The sequence below is a fragment of the Gilliamella sp. X-60 genome, from assembly GCF_057063585.1.
The window spans coordinates 1-14,365 of record NZ_JBXSQJ010000021.1 but is presented as its reverse complement, the minus strand read 5'-3'; the positions used below and the strand labels follow the sequence as shown (position 1 = coordinate 14,365).

The following is a 14,365-nucleotide window of genomic DNA, read 5'->3' as shown; positions in this document are numbered from 1 at the left end:
ATGACAGAACCAACTACAACAACATTTACGGCGGTTATTAGTGCGTTTTCAATATCAATGATTTATCCAAATATCGAAAACGGCATTATTTTAGGCGCACTTTGTGGATCAATTCTACTGGTGATTAGTGAAGAACGCATCTCAGTACTTCGGCGTATTATTCTATTTTTTATATCTTTTGCGATAGGAATGTTACTAGCCGAAATAACATTATATCTATTGATCCCCTTTTTTCCGTCAAATATTCAAACAAAAGTACCGCTTGGACTTGGTGCATTAGTCGCCTCGGCGGTAAGTGTCAAGCTACTCCTTTGGTTAATTAAAAAGTTTGATGATCCATCCGATTTATTCGACAAATTTAAAGGGGGAAAACCATGATAACCCTTAACGCTTTTCTTTGTTTATTAATTGCTATTCGATTATTTACATTCGATCGTGAAAATTGCCAATACAAAGCCAAATATAGCTGGCTAGCATGGTTAATGATTACATCAAGTGCATCAGTATTTTTATTCTCATCTTTCGGTTTATTAAACCGTGCTTACTGCGCTCAGGTAGTTATGAATATAGCACTACTGATCTGCTTTTTAAAAAGCAAAGGCAACATTGGCACGCTTTGCCGTTCTCCAAATCAACATCAGCATAATAAGAGGTTAAATAAACAATGATAACAACTGAACAATTGCAAAATGTGGCTAATAAGCTAGAAGTTGAGCTGGCTATGGTGCAAGCGGTAACCAAAATTGAGGCTCGCTCATCAGGCATTAAAAACGGTTTGCCTGTGATTCTATTTGAAAGGCATATCTTTTACCGTCAGCTTAAAAAGCATGGCTTTGATGTAGAAAAATTAACAAATACTTATCCAGATTTAATCAACCTTACCGCTGGTGGTTATTTAGGTGGTGCTCGTGAAAACTATCGGCTAACGCTTGCCAAACAAATTGATATTGATTCGGCAATTGAAAGTGCTAGCTGGGGCTTATTTCAGATTATGGGGTTCCACTGGCAACTGCTTGGCTATGAATCAGCTCAGCAATTTGAACAACAGATGACAGAAAGCGAAGAAATGCAATTAGATGCGTTTTACCGTTTTGTTGCTCATAAATCGAATTGCAAGCTATTACAAGCAATGAAAGACAAAGATTTTTCAACGTTTGCCAAACTTTACAACGGTCCAGCTTATAAAAAAAATAACTATGACTTAAAACTCAAAGAGGCATACGAAAACTATGCAAAATCTATTAAAAAGTAAATTGTTACCGTGGTTACTATTGCTACTTTGTTTGTCGTTTGGCTATTTACGAGATCAACTATTAAGCACTAAAAACAAACAATTACAAGCTAGTAATCTACAACTAAAGAATGATAAGCAAGAGTTAATCGAAATCATTGATTATAAAAACAATGAATTACTTGAACTTAGCGAACAGTATCAAGCAAATGAACAAAAACTGATAGAACAAAAAAATCAACTGCAAGCAGTTGATACGTTAAATCGTCAATATCAACAACAGTTGGAGCAACTTATCAATGAAAATAAACAATTACGCATGTGGTCTGATACTGATTTGCCTGATGTTATTAAACGGTTGTACACACGGCCAGAAATCAAAAGAAGTGAAGATTATCAAAACTGGCTGTCCAGCCGTAACGCCTTGTTATCTTCCCATGAATAATTTAAGGCAAAATCGTTCATTAATTGACGATAATCAAACCATCTTAACAGCATGGCATCAATGTGCGGTTCAAGTTGAAATGATTTATCAATGCCAACAGGATCAGCATGAAAAAAATTAACCAGCTTCGAAAAGTACTTGAAGACAACAATTTGTTTATCAAAACCAATCCCGATAAATTACATATATTTGTTGATGATGGTGACATAACAGCAACGGCCGCAAAAAGTCTTAGTTTTGAATATGAGTATAAAGTAAACCTGATCATTACTGATTATGAACAGCCAATTGACTATCTGATTGTGCCGATAATTAGCTGGATGTATATCAATCAACAAGAATTTATGGCAAACCCTGAATTAAGAAAAGGCGCCATTAAATTTGAGATTGAGCAATTAAACAATAATACAGCCGATATCAGTATTGAACTTAAATTAACTGAGCGAGTCATTGTTAAAAAAGGTTCGAATGGGCTTGAATACAAACACGTTACCGACGAACCTCCCATTGATATGCGTCCTGATTGGGTTAATGAAATATGGCCGACGAGTTAAATAAATTACATGAGTATGCAAACGGCATACTCACTCAGCTAAATAACAGTAATCGCACCAAGTTGGCTCGTGAAATTGCCAAAAAATTACGAGAAAGCAACCGCAAACGCATTACAGCACAAAGGCAACCAGATGGCACATCTTTCGAACCTAAAAGACCTCAAGCATTCCGAAAAAAAACGGGAAAGATTCGCCGTAAAATGTTTACCAAGCTACGAACAACTAAATATCTACGCATATCAGCAAACAGCAACTGCGCTACCGTAAAATTTATTAATTCGGTATCTCGTATAACCCACATTCATCATTACGGATTACGTGCACGAGTGAATAAAAAAGATGATTGGACAATTAAATATCCGTCCAGAAAGCTGCTTGGATTCAATCAACACGACTATAACACAATTGAGCAAATTACTATCGCCCACTTAGCCAGTAAGTTGTAAAAATCGATTTTACAAGTTAGTACGCTTTATTATTTGTCTGTAAATCTTAATGATAACGCTATGCAAAATTATCACCCTGCCGACTTAGTCGATATATTACGAAAAATTGAGAACCTGATCCGCCAAGGCGTTGTTTGTCAAACCAGAGGCGATCGGGTAAAAGTGCGTTCTGGCAAATTGGTTACTGCCTGGTTACCATGGTTTACTCACCGTGCAGGTAAAAGCCGATCGTGGTGGCGCCCTTCTATTGGTGAACAGGTTTTTATATTAAGTCCAAATGGTAATCTTGAACTTGGTTGCGTATTACCAAGCCTTTATTGTAATGATATTCCTGCTCCATCAACTTCAGAAGATGCTTATTTAGTAACATTTCCAGACGGTGCAACATTTGAATATGAACCGAAAAACAGCAGTTTAACCATAAAAGGCATAAAAACTGCAGTTATTGAAGCAAGTGAACAAATCACCGCTAAAGCGGGTACCAAAATCCACCTTGATACACCACTTGTTGAATGTAGTGATCATGTGACATTTAAATCATTTAGCGCAACAGGTGGCAGTGCTAGCGGTAATACTGGTGTATTAACTGGAAACGTAATTCATCAGCAAGGCAAATTGTCATCAAACGGGGTTGTACTTGATACGCATAAACATAATGGAGTCAAAGCTGGTGGCGATCTAACTGGGGGACCTCAAAAATGAGTTATATCGGAATGAATTGCCAGAACGGTCGAACTATTACTGATATGGATCACATTAATCAATCAGTTAAAGATATTTTAACAACACCGATAGGCTCACGAGTTGAACGCCGTGATTATGGTTCATTTTTATTTTTGCTTTTAGACAACCCCAACACCGAAGCAACCAGATTGCGTGTCATTTCAGCGACAGTCATGGCATTAAATCAGTGGGAACCACGTATAAAACTGGACGCTGTAGATGTTTTTACCGATAAAGAAAAACTGATAATGCAATTAACAGGCTCACGCACAGACAAACCCAACCAAACTTTTACCAGTGACATAGAGATCGCAACATGGCCACGTTAACTGATTTATCAAAACTACCTGCACCGGATATTATCGAGTCACTAGACTTTGAAGCTTTATTTGCTCAACGTAAAGAAAAGTTTATATCGCTATATCCAGCAGATCAACAAAATGAAGTAGCAAAAACATTGCAATATGAAAGTGAGCCGATCGTTAAACTACTACAAGAAAGCACGTATTATGAGTTAATTATACGCCAGCGTATAAACGAAGCATCGCACGCATTAATGATTGCCCACGCTAAAGGCAATGACTTAGATAATCTAGGGGCTAACTTTCATGTTTATCGCTTAATCATTCAGCACGAAGATAATACAGTCACGCCATCAATCCCCGAAATAAAAGAATCAGATAGCGATTTTAGAATGCGAATTCAAGCCGCATTTGAAGGTTTATCCGTTGCTGGTCCTCGTGCCGCTTATGAGTTTTATGCTCGCAGTGCTGACGGTCGAGTATTAGATGCCGCCACCGAAAGCCCCGCACCTGCTTGCGTAACTCTCGCCATTCTATCTCGTGAAAATAATGGTATAGCCAGTAGCGATCTTATTCGTATTGTTGCCGATGCTGTCAATCAAGACAATCGTCGCCCTATTGCCGATCGTGTCACAGTTAAATCAGTCACCCTGATTGAGTATGAAATAAAAGCCAAGCTTTATTTATATCCGGGTCCCGAATCGGAACCAATCAAAAAAGCGGCTACCAAAAATTTGCAAGATTATATAACCGAAAAACACCGCATTGGACGTAGAATTAATCGCAGTGCAATAATTTCAGCATTACATGTTGCTGGTGTTCAACGTGTCGAATTACTACAACCCACGCAAGATATATTAATCAATCGAGAACAAGCCAGTTATTGCACAAATTATCACGTTGAGGTTGCCGGTTATGACGAATAGGACGCTATTACCACCATCTGCCACTCAACTTGAAAAAAATCTATCACAAGCTATGATTTGCGATCCACCTATTCATTTACGTTCACTTTGGGACCCAAAAACTTGCCCATTCGAACTATTACCCTATTTAGCTTGGCAATATAGTGTTGATCGCTGGGATGAAAACTGGCCAGAACAAACAAAACGCAAAGTTATTGCTGAAGCATTCGAAATTCACAAACTAAAAGGTACCAAGGAAGCCATTCGCCGTGCAGTTGAACCATTTGGTTATTTGATAAATATTATCGAATGGTGGCAAAACAACAAAAGCCCCGGCACATTTGCGATTGAAATTGGCATATCAGATAAGGGTATTACTGATGAATCTTATCAAGAGTTAAGCCGTATCATTGATGATGTTAAACCTGTCTCACGACATTTATCAGGTTTATCACTGCAACTCGTAACAAGCGGTAGCACAACAATAGGAGCCAGTTGTTATGATGGGAACACATTAAATATCTACCCGTATATTACCCAAACCATCCATACAACAACAAAACGCCATTTAGGTGCAACAATTCATTGTATTAATACACTTAATGTTTATCCCTATATTACAGATACGATTTCTACTTCATCTAAGCGCCACTCAAGCGTGGCTATACATTTTATCGACACAATGAGAATAAAACCATGAGTCAAACATACTATACAATATTAACAAAACTAGGGGCGGAACTTTTAGCCAATGCAACCGCTTTAGGAGTCCCACTAAAATTAACCAGTATCGCAGTTGGTGATGGTAACGGTTCGATACCTAAACCCACCGCCACTCAAACCGCACTTGTTAACGAAGTACGTCGTGCGGCAATTAATGCACTTTCTGTTGATAAAAACAATCCTAATCAAATCATTGCTGAACAAGTTATACCCGAAACAGAAGGAGGTTGGTTTATTCACGAAGTGGGCCTCTATGATGATAAAGGCAATTTAATAGCTGTGGGTAATTGTCCTTCAACCTATAAGCCAAAACTTGCCGAAGGTAGTGGCAGAACTCAAGTTATCAGAATGATTATTGTTGTTGATAATGTTGATTCTGTGGCAATAAAAATCGATCCATCTGTTGTGTTGGCAACTCGTGAATATGTTGACGAGGGTATAAAAAAGCATGTACCAATCACACGCAAAATTAATAACAAGGAATTAAAGCAAGACATCGTTTTAAATGCTGTCGATATTAATGCATTACCAGCCGTAAAAAAAATGGATGGGAAAAAATCTATTTATGAAGTAAGTGAACCATCGGTATTTAAAAACCGACCTTTTTTTAATAACTCGGAAATAATCACACTCAGTGATTTTAATAGTTCTTTTACTCAAAATGGTTACATTAAATTACCTAATGGGCTATTTGTTCAATGGGGGCTAGCACAATATGCATCAGCAAGAGGACAGGAGGGAGATATTGTGCCATTTTATATAACATTCCCAAATTTATGCATGTCAATTATAACAAGCGATGGATACGCTGGCGTCAATTCTACTGCTGCAAATCCAATATCGAAATCTCATTTCAAATGTTGGTGTAAAAGCCCGTTGGGTGCGTATGCGGACACTGGATTTTTTTACATCGCTATAGGATTCTAAACATGAAACATTTTTACAGTCATACAACACAATCATTTTATATAGATGAAATTAATCATAAAATCCCTGTTGATTCTATTGAAATCACAGCTGAACAGCATGACGAATTATATAACGCAATGAACAAAGGTTGCGTTATATTTAATGATTTAACGTACTCTGATCCGAAACCGTCCCCTTTTCATAAATGGAATGAAAAAACAAAAAAATGGTTTGAAGATATTAATAAGCGTAATCAATATTTTTGTGAGCAGAATACAATTACAAAAAATACATTAATCAATGAAGCAAACGGAAAAATAGCAGTGCTTCAAGATACCATTGATCTTGATATGCAAGAAGCAAACGAAGAAGAACAACTTAAACAATGGAAAAAATACCGGATCTTGTTAATGCGTGTCGATATTAACCAGTCTGATATAAATTGGCCTAAAAAACCAAACGTTACTTAAAATATCGATGAGAGTTGTTCAACTTGTAAAAACAAAATCTACAACCTGAACAACTAACACCATTTTTTTTAATGTGCAACTATCTCCGTACATTTATTTTACAACCTTACATATGTAAACTGCTACGGAGATCTTATGGCCAACGATTACCATCACGGCGTCCGAGTTATCGAAATTAATGAAGGTGCACGAGCAATCAGAACAGTATCAACGGCTGTCATTGGCATTGTGTGTACCAGCGATGATGCGGACGCTAACCACTTTCCACTTAATACACCGATTTTAATTACCAACGTTAATTCTGTAATTGGTAAAGCGGGTTCACAAGGCACACTAAAACCAACGCTTGAAGCCATTGCGGATCAGTGTTCACCCGTTATTGTTGCTGTGCGTGTTGAAACAGGTGCGACAGAAGCCGATACAACGGCAAACATCATTGGTACAACAACAAACGACGGCAAATATACTGGCATGAAAGCCCTGCTTTCAGCACAAACCCAACTTAAAGTTAAGCCGCGGATTTTGGCTGTACCGGGTTACGATTCGTTACCAGTTGCAACCGCATTAATATCGCTAGCACAAAAATTGCGTGCATTTTGTTACTTATCAGCTTACGGAGCAAAAACCAAAGAAGATGCAGTACTTTATCGTGATCAACTTGGCGCCCGTGAAGCCATGGTAATTTGGCCTGATTTTGTTGGTTTTGATACAACACAAAGGCAAAATGTCACATTAGCTGCAACTGCTCGTGCCATTGGTTTGCGTGCCAAAATCGACCAGCAGGTCGGCTGGCATAAAACATTATCAAATGTCACTGTTAATGGTGTTACGGGAATTTCTCATGATGTCTTTTGGGATTTGCAAGAAGAAAGCTCTGATTCCAACTATCTAAACGAACATGAAGTAACTACATTAATTTGTAACCAAGGTTACCGTTTTTGGGGATCACGCACATGTTCCGCTGATAGCCTATTTGCATTTGAAAACTATACACGAACAGCACAAGTATTGGCCGACACAATCGCCGAAGCACAATTTGCCTTAGTCGATGCGCCAATGCATGCATCATTAATTAAAGACTTAGTCGAATCCATCAACAATAAATTCCGTGAATTAAAATCGAACGGTTACATTGTTGATGGCAAAGCATGGTTTGATCCAGAAGCAAACACGCCAGACATTCTAAAAGCGGGTAAGCTCTATATTGATTACGATTATACCCCAGTACCACCATTAGAAAACCTTATGTTACGCCAGCGCATTACTGACAAGTATTTGGTCGATCTGGCTAATTCTATAGCATCTAATTAAGCGGAGATCAACTAAATGGCTTTACCTAAAAAACTCAAACACTTTAACCTTTATGTTAACAGTATTTCTTATATCGGTCAGGTTGAATCATTCACTCCACCCAAATTAACTCGCAAGCTCGAAAATTTCCGCGGCGGTGGTATGCCAGGTTCTGCTCCTATCGATCTTGGTTATGACGATGATGCGTTAGTTGTTGAGTGGTCAATTGGCGGCTTAGCATACGAAATACTAAAACAACATGGAGGATTATTAAACGGTGTTGAATTACGTTTTGCTGGTGCTTACCAAAAAGATGATAGTGAGGATTTCACTAAAGTCGAAATTATTATGACTGGACGCCACAAAGAACAAGATCGCGGCGAACTCAAACAAGGCGAAAGTAACTCAACTAAGATTACTACACACTGCATCTACTATAAAGAAATTATCGATAACGAAGAGGTTACCGAAATCGATATTATCAACATGATTGACAAAGTCGGCGGCAAAGACCGTTTAAAACAAGCACGCCACGCCATTGGAATTTAATAGACCAACAAACAAAAACATAGCCCGCAAGGGCTATCACAATTATCAATAAAATTATTATGAGGGTAAACGTTATGCAAAATACACAACAAATCAAATTAAAATCAGGCTTACAATCTGGTAAAACCACTATCAATGAATTAATCATCCGCAAACCCTTAACCGGTGATTTACGCGGAATTAAATTAGTCGATTTTATCGAACTAGACATTGATTCGCTGGCAAAAGTACTACCTCGCATCACTACGCCTTCAATTGCTGAGCATGAAGTCTTCAATTTAGATCTAATTGACTTTTCTGAAATAACAAAAGTGATTGCTGGTTTTTTGTCAGAGAAATCGAACAATGCAACAACGGAATCCCCAACCGAGTAGAAGATGCTATAGCAGATATTGCCACAATATTTCATTGGCAACCGTCTGCTATGTATGAATTTACACTATCCGAACTAATGGAATGGCGGGAACAAGCCCGCCTAAGAAGCGGTTCAACAGATGAATAATTTACAATTAAACGTTAATTTAAAAGGTGTCGACAATGTCAGCCGACCGCTTCGCAACGTTATAAGCGGTGCTAAAGGATTAGCGCAGCAATTAAAAGACACACGAAATCAATTAAACCAACTTAACAGCATTCAAAAAAATGTTAATGGTTTTATTCAGCTAAAAAAACAGTTTGAAAATACAAAAAATAAAGCTAAATCATTGGCACTTGAACTAAAAAACACATCTACACCAACAAAGGAACTGCAACGTGAATTTAATAAAGCAACAGCAGAAACAAAAAAATTAAAAGATAAATTAACGCCATTACGTGCAGAATTACAACAATCAGGTATTAATACTAAAAATTTAGCACAACATCAAGTTACATTAAAAAACCAAATAACTAGCGCTAATCAAAGTATTAGCCAGCAATCCGAACGACTAAAACAACTAAACCAACATCAACAAAAAATAAACCAAGTTCGATCAAAATACGACACAGGTATGCAACGCGTTGCTATGCTAGGTGGTGTCGGTTATGGCGCCCTATCGACTGGACGAACCGTAGCAAGAGGCATGAAAAACCTGCTACATGTCGGCTACGAATTTGATGCCAACATGAGCGCAACCCAAGCAGTAACAAGAATTGATGACAAAAACGATCCTCGTATGTTAGCGCTACGAAAACAAGCACGGGAATTGCCATTAGTTTCTAAATTTACCGATAGCGAAGTGGCACAAGGGCAGTACTTTTTGGCTAGAACGGGATATAGCCCTGATCAAATATTAAAAGCAATGCCGGGCATGCTGAATCTATCCGCTGCGGGTGATGTTGATCTTGGCACTACTGCAGATATTGCATCAAACATTCAAATGGCAATGGGCTTGCCTGCAGAAAAAATGGATCATGTTGCTGATGTATTAACAGCAATGTTCACTCGCAATAATGTTGATATTCCTATGCTAGGCGAATCTCTAAAATATAGTGCAGGTGTTGGCGCTAGCTTTGGTCAAAGCTTAGAAACTATTGCAACGCTGACCGCTGTAATGGGTAATGCAGGTATTCAAGGAAGCCAAGCTGGTACAACATTACGTCAGATTTTAGTACGACTTGGAACATCAAACGCAGTAGCAAAGCTGGGCGTTAAAGTTGCCGATAAAAACGGCAATATGCGTGATGTTGTTGATATCATGTCAGAAATATCTGAAGCCACTAAACACATGGGTAATGTACAACGAGCTCAAATAAATAAGCAAATTGCTGGGCAAATTGGTTTAACTGGATTTGAAGTCTTACTAAACCAAGCATCAACTGGTTTTTTACGAAAAATGCGTGGAGAGCAAGGAGAATATGATGGCGAAGCAGCCAGAGTTGCAAAAACAAAACTTGATAATTTAGCTGGCGATATGACAATGCTACATGCCGCATTTGAAAATATTAGCGTTGAACTATTCGAAAAAAACAATGACTGGCTACGATCTGCCATTCAGGGCTTAACTAAATTTTTGCACGGTGTTGGTGAATTTCTTAAAAAACATCCGGCATTAAGTAAGGCCTTGGTTGTTATCGGTGTCGGATTTGCGGCTATCACCACGGCATTTGGCGCATTTGCAATAATGTTAATGAGTGTGTTTGGTCCAATGCTGATGACCCGATTTATATTCTCACGCCTCGGATTATCTTTGAGTGGCTTATTTGTCAAAACAAAACTAACTCGTTTTGGTTTTAAGTCGTTAGCAAAAACGTTATTATCATTTGTAGGACGGCCTCTAAAAAAAACTGGCTCTGCATTAAAATCACTTAACAAATCATTAGCATCAACAACTAAATCACAAAAATTCAGTAGCGGTATTAAAAACCTAGGTAATATATTGTTAAATTTTACTCGCTCACCTGTAAAACTTTTTAAGAATAGCATTAAAAGTATCAGCAAATTACTGGCAAATGTTGTTCGTGCTCCAGCTAAAAGTTTTAGCGGAATATTTAGAATTATGGGAAGCTCACTAATTAAATTTATTCGTTCACCAGTAAAAACTTTGGGCGGAGTTATGGGAGGGATGGGTAAATCTTTTGTAACCTTTGCAAGGTCTCCAGCAAAAATATTTAGTAGAGCGTTTGCACGACTAGGCGTTACACTGCTCACGTTAATACGCAGCCCTGGGATCATCATCGCCGCACTGCGAGGCATCTTATTGCTCTTTGGGCCGATTGGCTGGGTCATTGCTGCAATTATTACGGCTGCAACACTAATTTATAAGTATTGGCAACCGATTAAAGCATTTTTTATAGGATTTTGGGAAGGTCTGAAAGAATCATTATCTACGGTCGTTGAAGAATTTTCATTCCTTAAGCCATGTATAACCGGGGCTGGAGATGGATTTAAATGGCTTGGTGAAAAAATAGGAGGTCTAATAACATGGGTTTGCGATCTATTTAAGCCCGTAGAGTTAACAAAAGAAGAGTTTCAAAAAACAAAAGAAGCGGGTAAATCTTTTGGCAACACCATAGGAACTGTAATTAAATTATTAATTTGGCCGTTTAAAAAACTACATGAAATAATTGTAAATACAATTAGATTATTACTGTCAATGCCGAAAAAAATTCGGGAATTAGCAAAAAAAGTTGAAGAAATATTCACTGGCGAGAATGGCCTATTTAATAAATTTTCAAGAATTGGATCCGATATTTCTAACGGACTAATTCAAGGAATAAACAACAAATGGGATGAAACAAAAAAAACAGTGTCCAATCTCGGTAATAATATTGGCAACTGGTTTAAAAGTACTTTAGATATTCACTCACCATCCAGAGTTTTTGCTAAGTTTGGCGGTTATACTATCGACGGCTATATACACGGCATCGAACATAACCAAAGTGATGCATTCCGCTCAATGAGCCAACTTGGGAAAAGCATCAGCAACCGATTTAAAAATACATTAGACATTCACTCCCCTTCTCGCTTGTTTGCAAAATTTGGAGGTCACACGGTTGATGGGTATGTTAACGGTATTGAAAGAAATCAAAATGACGCAATACGAAGTGTTGGCCAACTTGCAAACAACATAATAACCACAGGATCACAACTTTCAAGTGGTGTTATCGTAGATAATCGCCGTCCTATTAGCGGTACTTCTAGTGTATCACCACAATATTACATAACAATAAATGCCACACCTGGCATGAATGAACAACAATTGGCACGTTGTGTGGCTGAAGAGATAGAACGACGTGAACGCAATCAATCAGCACGTTACAGATCAAGTTTAAGGGATATCGATTAATATGATGATGTGTTATGGCTTATTTGTTTTCAGCTTAAAAACAATACCCTATCAGACTGCCGAAGAAAATAAAGATTGGCGTTTTCCAGCAAATTCACGTGTAAATCAACGTTCAGCATTACAATTTATTGGTCGTGATAACGAAACGATAACCTTATCTGGCGTATTGTATCCTGAATTAACGGGGGGTAGATTAAGTTTAGCAGTTTTAGAAAGAATGGCCGACCTTGGTTACTCATGGCCATTAATCGAAGGTACCGGCATACCACTTGGCTTTTTCGTTATGACCAACTTAAAAAAAACAAAAACGGAATTTTTTAAAGATGGTGCGCCACGCAAGATTGAATTCACTATATCACTAACAAAAGTTGATCCGCCAGACTGGTTACCTTTCGCTGATATTATAGGGATGATATGAAACAACCAACCTACACAATTACAATTGATGATAAAGATATTACATCTAACTTTGATAAACGTCTTATCTCGATGCAGATTACTGATAATCGAGGGTTAGATGCTGACACCATATCTATTGAATTAGACGATAGCGACGGCAAACTTGAACTACCAAAGCGAGGAGTTCAAATTAGCGTATCACTAGGCTGGGTTAATGATAACGTCATTTTACAAAACATCTTCACTATTGACGAATGTGAGCACTCTGGAACGCCAGATGTACTATCAATTCGTGGCAAAAGCGCCAATTTGCGTGACTCACTAAACGAAAAACGCGAAAAAAGCTACTCCGATACAACGCTTGGGGCAATAACCGAAGAAATTGCAAAACGGCACAATCTGCTATACAGGATAGATAAAAGTATAGAGCATGAACACATTGCCCATATAGACCAAACCAACGAATCTGATGCTTCATTTTTAACACGCCTATACAACGATTTTAATGCCGCTGTAACATTAAAAAATGGCATGCTGATTATTTTCAAAAAAGGATTGGCAAAAACGGTAAATGGTCAAGACATCCCGACAACAACAATCACCCGCAAACTTGGCGACCAGCACCGCTTTGCTATTGCCGATAGAAATGCTTACACGGGTGTAAAAGCTTATTGGATTGACTACCGCCAACAGAAAAAACAGCAAACCAAAGCGACTCGAAAAACAAAAAACAAAAACAACCAAACAAACAAAGATGAAAATGGCGTGCTAGTCGGCGCCGATGGAAATGTAAAAATATTACGGCACACATACGCATCAAAACAAAATGCTTACCGAGCGGCTCGTAATGAATGGTACAAATTACAACGTGGTGCATCACAATTTAGCATCACCCTTGCCGAAGGACGCCCTGACATTTACCCAGAAATGCCCGCATCAGTTGAGGGATTTAAAAAGGAAATTGACTCAACACTATGGACAATAACCCGTTGCACGCACAGCTTAGACACAAACAGCGGTTATACCACTTATATTGAACTCGAAATTAAATTAGAAGATGACGAAAAGCCTAAAGAAGAAAATGAATAACACTGGATTTAATTAAAAGTTAATATAAAATTAACTAAAAATTAAAAAAGAGGTAAGATATCGATGAAATGCCCACACTGTAAAGCCAAAACCGTAATCCGAACTAGCCAAGAACTAAGCGAACTAACTCGCAAGCAATATCGACAATGCACAAATGTTTACTGCTGTCACTCATTTACGGTATTGCAATCTGTCTCAGAAACGATAGTGCCCAGCGCTTGCCCTGATCCAACAGTAAAGATACCTATTTCACCAAAAAACCACTACCAACTACATACAAGATAAAGCTTAAATGGGTTGTATTATAAAATACGACCCAATCAATTTTCTGTAGCTAATATAAAAAACCAACCGCCATTTTACCGCCACTTAATAAAATTGACTGATTTTCATAATGTGATTTTTAAACGTAAGCTTTTGATTATATTGATTTAGAATGGTGGCCCCTACTGGACTTGAACCAGTGACCAATCGATTATGAGTTCTTTAAAGCTGTATTTAAAATCAACAACTTATAATTAAATCAAGCGGTTAAAAATACATATATAGACATATTTAGCTAT

At 37.9% G+C, this 14,365-nt stretch carries 21 protein-coding genes; all 21 read left to right on the top strand.

Annotation, left to right across the window (positions count from 1 at the left end; translation table 11 throughout):
• The 21 genes from ACYIAM_RS10445 to ACYIAM_RS10345 all read left to right on the top strand — a co-directional run bounded on the left by ACYIAM_RS10445 (window position 1) and on the right by ACYIAM_RS10345 (window position 14,087).
• Complete coding sequence (locus ACYIAM_RS10445) at window positions 1-378, top strand: putative holin (protein ID WP_483748206.1); 378 nt, start codon at window positions 1-3, stop codon at window positions 376-378.
• On the top strand, window positions 375-668 hold the full coding sequence (locus tag ACYIAM_RS10440; RefSeq protein ID WP_174786682.1) for a phage holin family protein: 294 nt from the start codon (window positions 375-377) through the stop codon (window positions 666-668). Before ACYIAM_RS10445 ends, ACYIAM_RS10440 begins: the two co-directional genes overlap by 4 nt.
• Window positions 665-1,252 (top strand): N-acetylmuramidase family protein, encoded by a 588-nt coding sequence (locus ACYIAM_RS10435; protein WP_483748205.1) that lies wholly within the window; start codon window positions 665-667, stop codon window positions 1,250-1,252. The genes ACYIAM_RS10440 and ACYIAM_RS10435 overlap by 4 nt, the downstream gene beginning before the upstream one ends.
• Complete coding sequence (locus tag ACYIAM_RS10430) at window positions 1,230-1,676, top strand: hypothetical protein (RefSeq protein WP_483748204.1); 447 nt, start codon at window positions 1,230-1,232, stop codon at window positions 1,674-1,676. Before ACYIAM_RS10435 ends, ACYIAM_RS10430 begins: the two co-directional genes overlap by 23 nt.
• Window positions 1,576-1,797, top strand: coding sequence for an Rz1-like lysis system protein LysC (gene lysC / locus ACYIAM_RS10425; protein WP_218837497.1), 222 nt, complete (start codon window positions 1,576-1,578; stop codon window positions 1,795-1,797). The genes ACYIAM_RS10430 and lysC overlap by 101 nt, the downstream gene beginning before the upstream one ends.
• Complete coding sequence (locus tag ACYIAM_RS10420) at window positions 1,784-2,230, top strand: phage tail protein (protein ID WP_085165415.1); 447 nt, start codon at window positions 1,784-1,786, stop codon at window positions 2,228-2,230. The genes lysC and ACYIAM_RS10420 overlap by 14 nt, the downstream gene beginning before the upstream one ends.
• Window positions 2,215-2,676 carry a phage virion morphogenesis protein gene (locus tag ACYIAM_RS10415; protein ID WP_483748203.1) on the top strand — a complete coding sequence of 154 codons (462 nt, stop codon included), beginning with the start codon at window positions 2,215-2,217 and terminating at the stop codon, window positions 2,674-2,676. The genes ACYIAM_RS10420 and ACYIAM_RS10415 overlap by 16 nt, the downstream gene beginning before the upstream one ends.
• A 60-nt stretch (window positions 2,677-2,736) precedes the next feature.
• On the top strand, window positions 2,737-3,378 hold the full coding sequence (locus ACYIAM_RS10410) for a phage baseplate assembly protein V (RefSeq protein ID WP_483748202.1): 642 nt from the start codon (window positions 2,737-2,739) through the stop codon (window positions 3,376-3,378).
• Entirely contained in the window at window positions 3,375-3,728 is a 354-nt protein-coding gene (locus ACYIAM_RS10405; RefSeq protein WP_483748201.1) for a GPW/gp25 family protein, read from the top strand. Before ACYIAM_RS10410 ends, ACYIAM_RS10405 begins: the two co-directional genes overlap by 4 nt.
• On the top strand, window positions 3,716-4,627 hold the full coding sequence (locus ACYIAM_RS10400) for a baseplate J/gp47 family protein (RefSeq protein WP_483748200.1): 912 nt from the start codon (window positions 3,716-3,718) through the stop codon (window positions 4,625-4,627). The genes ACYIAM_RS10405 and ACYIAM_RS10400 overlap by 13 nt, the downstream gene beginning before the upstream one ends.
• Window positions 4,617-5,306 carry a phage tail protein I gene (locus ACYIAM_RS10395; RefSeq protein WP_483748199.1) on the top strand — a complete coding sequence of 230 codons (690 nt, stop codon included), beginning with the start codon at window positions 4,617-4,619 and terminating at the stop codon, window positions 5,304-5,306. The genes ACYIAM_RS10400 and ACYIAM_RS10395 overlap by 11 nt, the downstream gene beginning before the upstream one ends.
• On the top strand, window positions 5,303-6,256 hold the full coding sequence (locus tag ACYIAM_RS10390) for a phage tail protein (protein WP_483748198.1): 954 nt from the start codon (window positions 5,303-5,305) through the stop codon (window positions 6,254-6,256). Before ACYIAM_RS10395 ends, ACYIAM_RS10390 begins: the two co-directional genes overlap by 4 nt.
• A 2-nt stretch (window positions 6,257-6,258) precedes the next feature.
• A complete protein-coding gene (locus ACYIAM_RS10385; RefSeq protein ID WP_483748197.1) occupies window positions 6,259-6,708 on the top strand; it encodes a tail fiber assembly protein in 450 nt (149 codons plus the stop codon).
• 135 nt (window positions 6,709-6,843) lie between these two features.
• A complete protein-coding gene (locus tag ACYIAM_RS10380) occupies window positions 6,844-8,019 on the top strand; it encodes a phage tail sheath protein (RefSeq protein WP_483748196.1) in 1,176 nt (391 codons plus the stop codon).
• A gap of 15 nt (window positions 8,020-8,034) precedes the next feature.
• Window positions 8,035-8,547 (top strand): phage major tail tube protein, encoded by a 513-nt coding sequence (locus tag ACYIAM_RS10375; protein ID WP_483748195.1) that lies wholly within the window; start codon window positions 8,035-8,037, stop codon window positions 8,545-8,547.
• A 74-nt stretch (window positions 8,548-8,621) separates the two neighbouring features.
• Window positions 8,622-8,921 (top strand): phage tail assembly protein, encoded by a 300-nt coding sequence (locus ACYIAM_RS10370; protein WP_483748194.1) that lies wholly within the window; start codon window positions 8,622-8,624, stop codon window positions 8,919-8,921.
• Window positions 8,885-9,049, top strand: coding sequence for a GpE family phage tail protein (locus ACYIAM_RS10365; RefSeq protein WP_483748240.1), 165 nt, complete (start codon window positions 8,885-8,887; stop codon window positions 9,047-9,049). The genes ACYIAM_RS10370 and ACYIAM_RS10365 overlap by 37 nt, the downstream gene beginning before the upstream one ends.
• The gene (locus ACYIAM_RS10360) at window positions 9,042-12,314 is read left to right on the top strand and encodes a phage tail tape measure protein (RefSeq protein WP_483748193.1); all 3,273 of its coding nucleotides are present in this window, start codon (window positions 9,042-9,044) and stop codon (window positions 12,312-12,314) included. The genes ACYIAM_RS10365 and ACYIAM_RS10360 overlap by 8 nt, the downstream gene beginning before the upstream one ends.
• A gap of 1 nt (window position 12,315) precedes the next feature.
• Window positions 12,316-12,732, top strand: a complete 417-nt coding sequence (locus ACYIAM_RS10355) for a phage tail protein (protein WP_065608886.1) — start codon at window positions 12,316-12,318, stop codon at window positions 12,730-12,732.
• Entirely contained in the window at window positions 12,729-13,802 is a 1,074-nt protein-coding gene (locus ACYIAM_RS10350; RefSeq protein ID WP_483748192.1) for a phage late control D family protein, read from the top strand. The genes ACYIAM_RS10355 and ACYIAM_RS10350 overlap by 4 nt, the downstream gene beginning before the upstream one ends.
• Window positions 13,803-13,865: 63 nt before the next feature.
• Window positions 13,866-14,087, top strand: coding sequence for an Ogr/Delta-like zinc finger protein (locus ACYIAM_RS10345; RefSeq protein ID WP_081298210.1), 222 nt, complete (start codon window positions 13,866-13,868; stop codon window positions 14,085-14,087).
• Window positions 14,088-14,365 lie beyond the last annotated feature (278 nt).

Excerpts from the sequence above, each read along its gene's own strand:
- ACYIAM_RS10445 (WP_483748206.1), top strand. The coding sequence starts at position 1 with ATGACAGAACCAACTACAACAACATTTACGGCGGTTATTAGTGCGTTT.
- ACYIAM_RS10440 (WP_174786682.1), top strand. The coding sequence starts at position 375 with ATGATAACCCTTAACGCTTTTCTTTGTTTATTAATTGCTATTCGATTA.
- ACYIAM_RS10435 (WP_483748205.1), top strand. The coding sequence starts at position 665 with ATGATAACAACTGAACAATTGCAAAATGTGGCTAATAAGCTAGAAGTT.
- ACYIAM_RS10430 (WP_483748204.1), top strand. The coding sequence starts at position 1,230 with ATGCAAAATCTATTAAAAAGTAAATTGTTACCGTGGTTACTATTGCTA.
- lysC (WP_218837497.1), top strand. The coding sequence starts at position 1,576 with ATGTTATTAAACGGTTGTACACACGGCCAGAAATCAAAAGAAGTGAAG.
- ACYIAM_RS10420 (WP_085165415.1), top strand. The coding sequence starts at position 1,784 with ATGAAAAAAATTAACCAGCTTCGAAAAGTACTTGAAGACAACAATTTG.
- ACYIAM_RS10415 (WP_483748203.1), top strand. The coding sequence starts at position 2,215 with ATGGCCGACGAGTTAAATAAATTACATGAGTATGCAAACGGCATACTC.
- ACYIAM_RS10410 (WP_483748202.1), top strand. The coding sequence starts at position 2,737 with ATGCAAAATTATCACCCTGCCGACTTAGTCGATATATTACGAAAAATT.
- ACYIAM_RS10405 (WP_483748201.1), top strand. The coding sequence starts at position 3,375 with ATGAGTTATATCGGAATGAATTGCCAGAACGGTCGAACTATTACTGAT.
- ACYIAM_RS10400 (WP_483748200.1), top strand. The coding sequence starts at position 3,716 with ATGGCCACGTTAACTGATTTATCAAAACTACCTGCACCGGATATTATC.
- ACYIAM_RS10395 (WP_483748199.1), top strand. The coding sequence starts at position 4,617 with ATGACGAATAGGACGCTATTACCACCATCTGCCACTCAACTTGAAAAA.
- ACYIAM_RS10390 (WP_483748198.1), top strand. The coding sequence starts at position 5,303 with ATGAGTCAAACATACTATACAATATTAACAAAACTAGGGGCGGAACTT.
- ACYIAM_RS10385 (WP_483748197.1), top strand. The coding sequence starts at position 6,259 with ATGAAACATTTTTACAGTCATACAACACAATCATTTTATATAGATGAA.
- ACYIAM_RS10380 (WP_483748196.1), top strand. The coding sequence starts at position 6,844 with ATGGCCAACGATTACCATCACGGCGTCCGAGTTATCGAAATTAATGAA.
- ACYIAM_RS10375 (WP_483748195.1), top strand. The coding sequence starts at position 8,035 with ATGGCTTTACCTAAAAAACTCAAACACTTTAACCTTTATGTTAACAGT.
- ACYIAM_RS10370 (WP_483748194.1), top strand. The coding sequence starts at position 8,622 with ATGCAAAATACACAACAAATCAAATTAAAATCAGGCTTACAATCTGGT.
- ACYIAM_RS10360 (WP_483748193.1), top strand. The coding sequence starts at position 9,042 with ATGAATAATTTACAATTAAACGTTAATTTAAAAGGTGTCGACAATGTC.
- ACYIAM_RS10355 (WP_065608886.1), top strand. The coding sequence starts at position 12,316 with ATGATGATGTGTTATGGCTTATTTGTTTTCAGCTTAAAAACAATACCC.
- ACYIAM_RS10350 (WP_483748192.1), top strand. The coding sequence starts at position 12,729 with ATGAAACAACCAACCTACACAATTACAATTGATGATAAAGATATTACA.
- ACYIAM_RS10345 (WP_081298210.1), top strand. The coding sequence starts at position 13,866 with ATGAAATGCCCACACTGTAAAGCCAAAACCGTAATCCGAACTAGCCAA.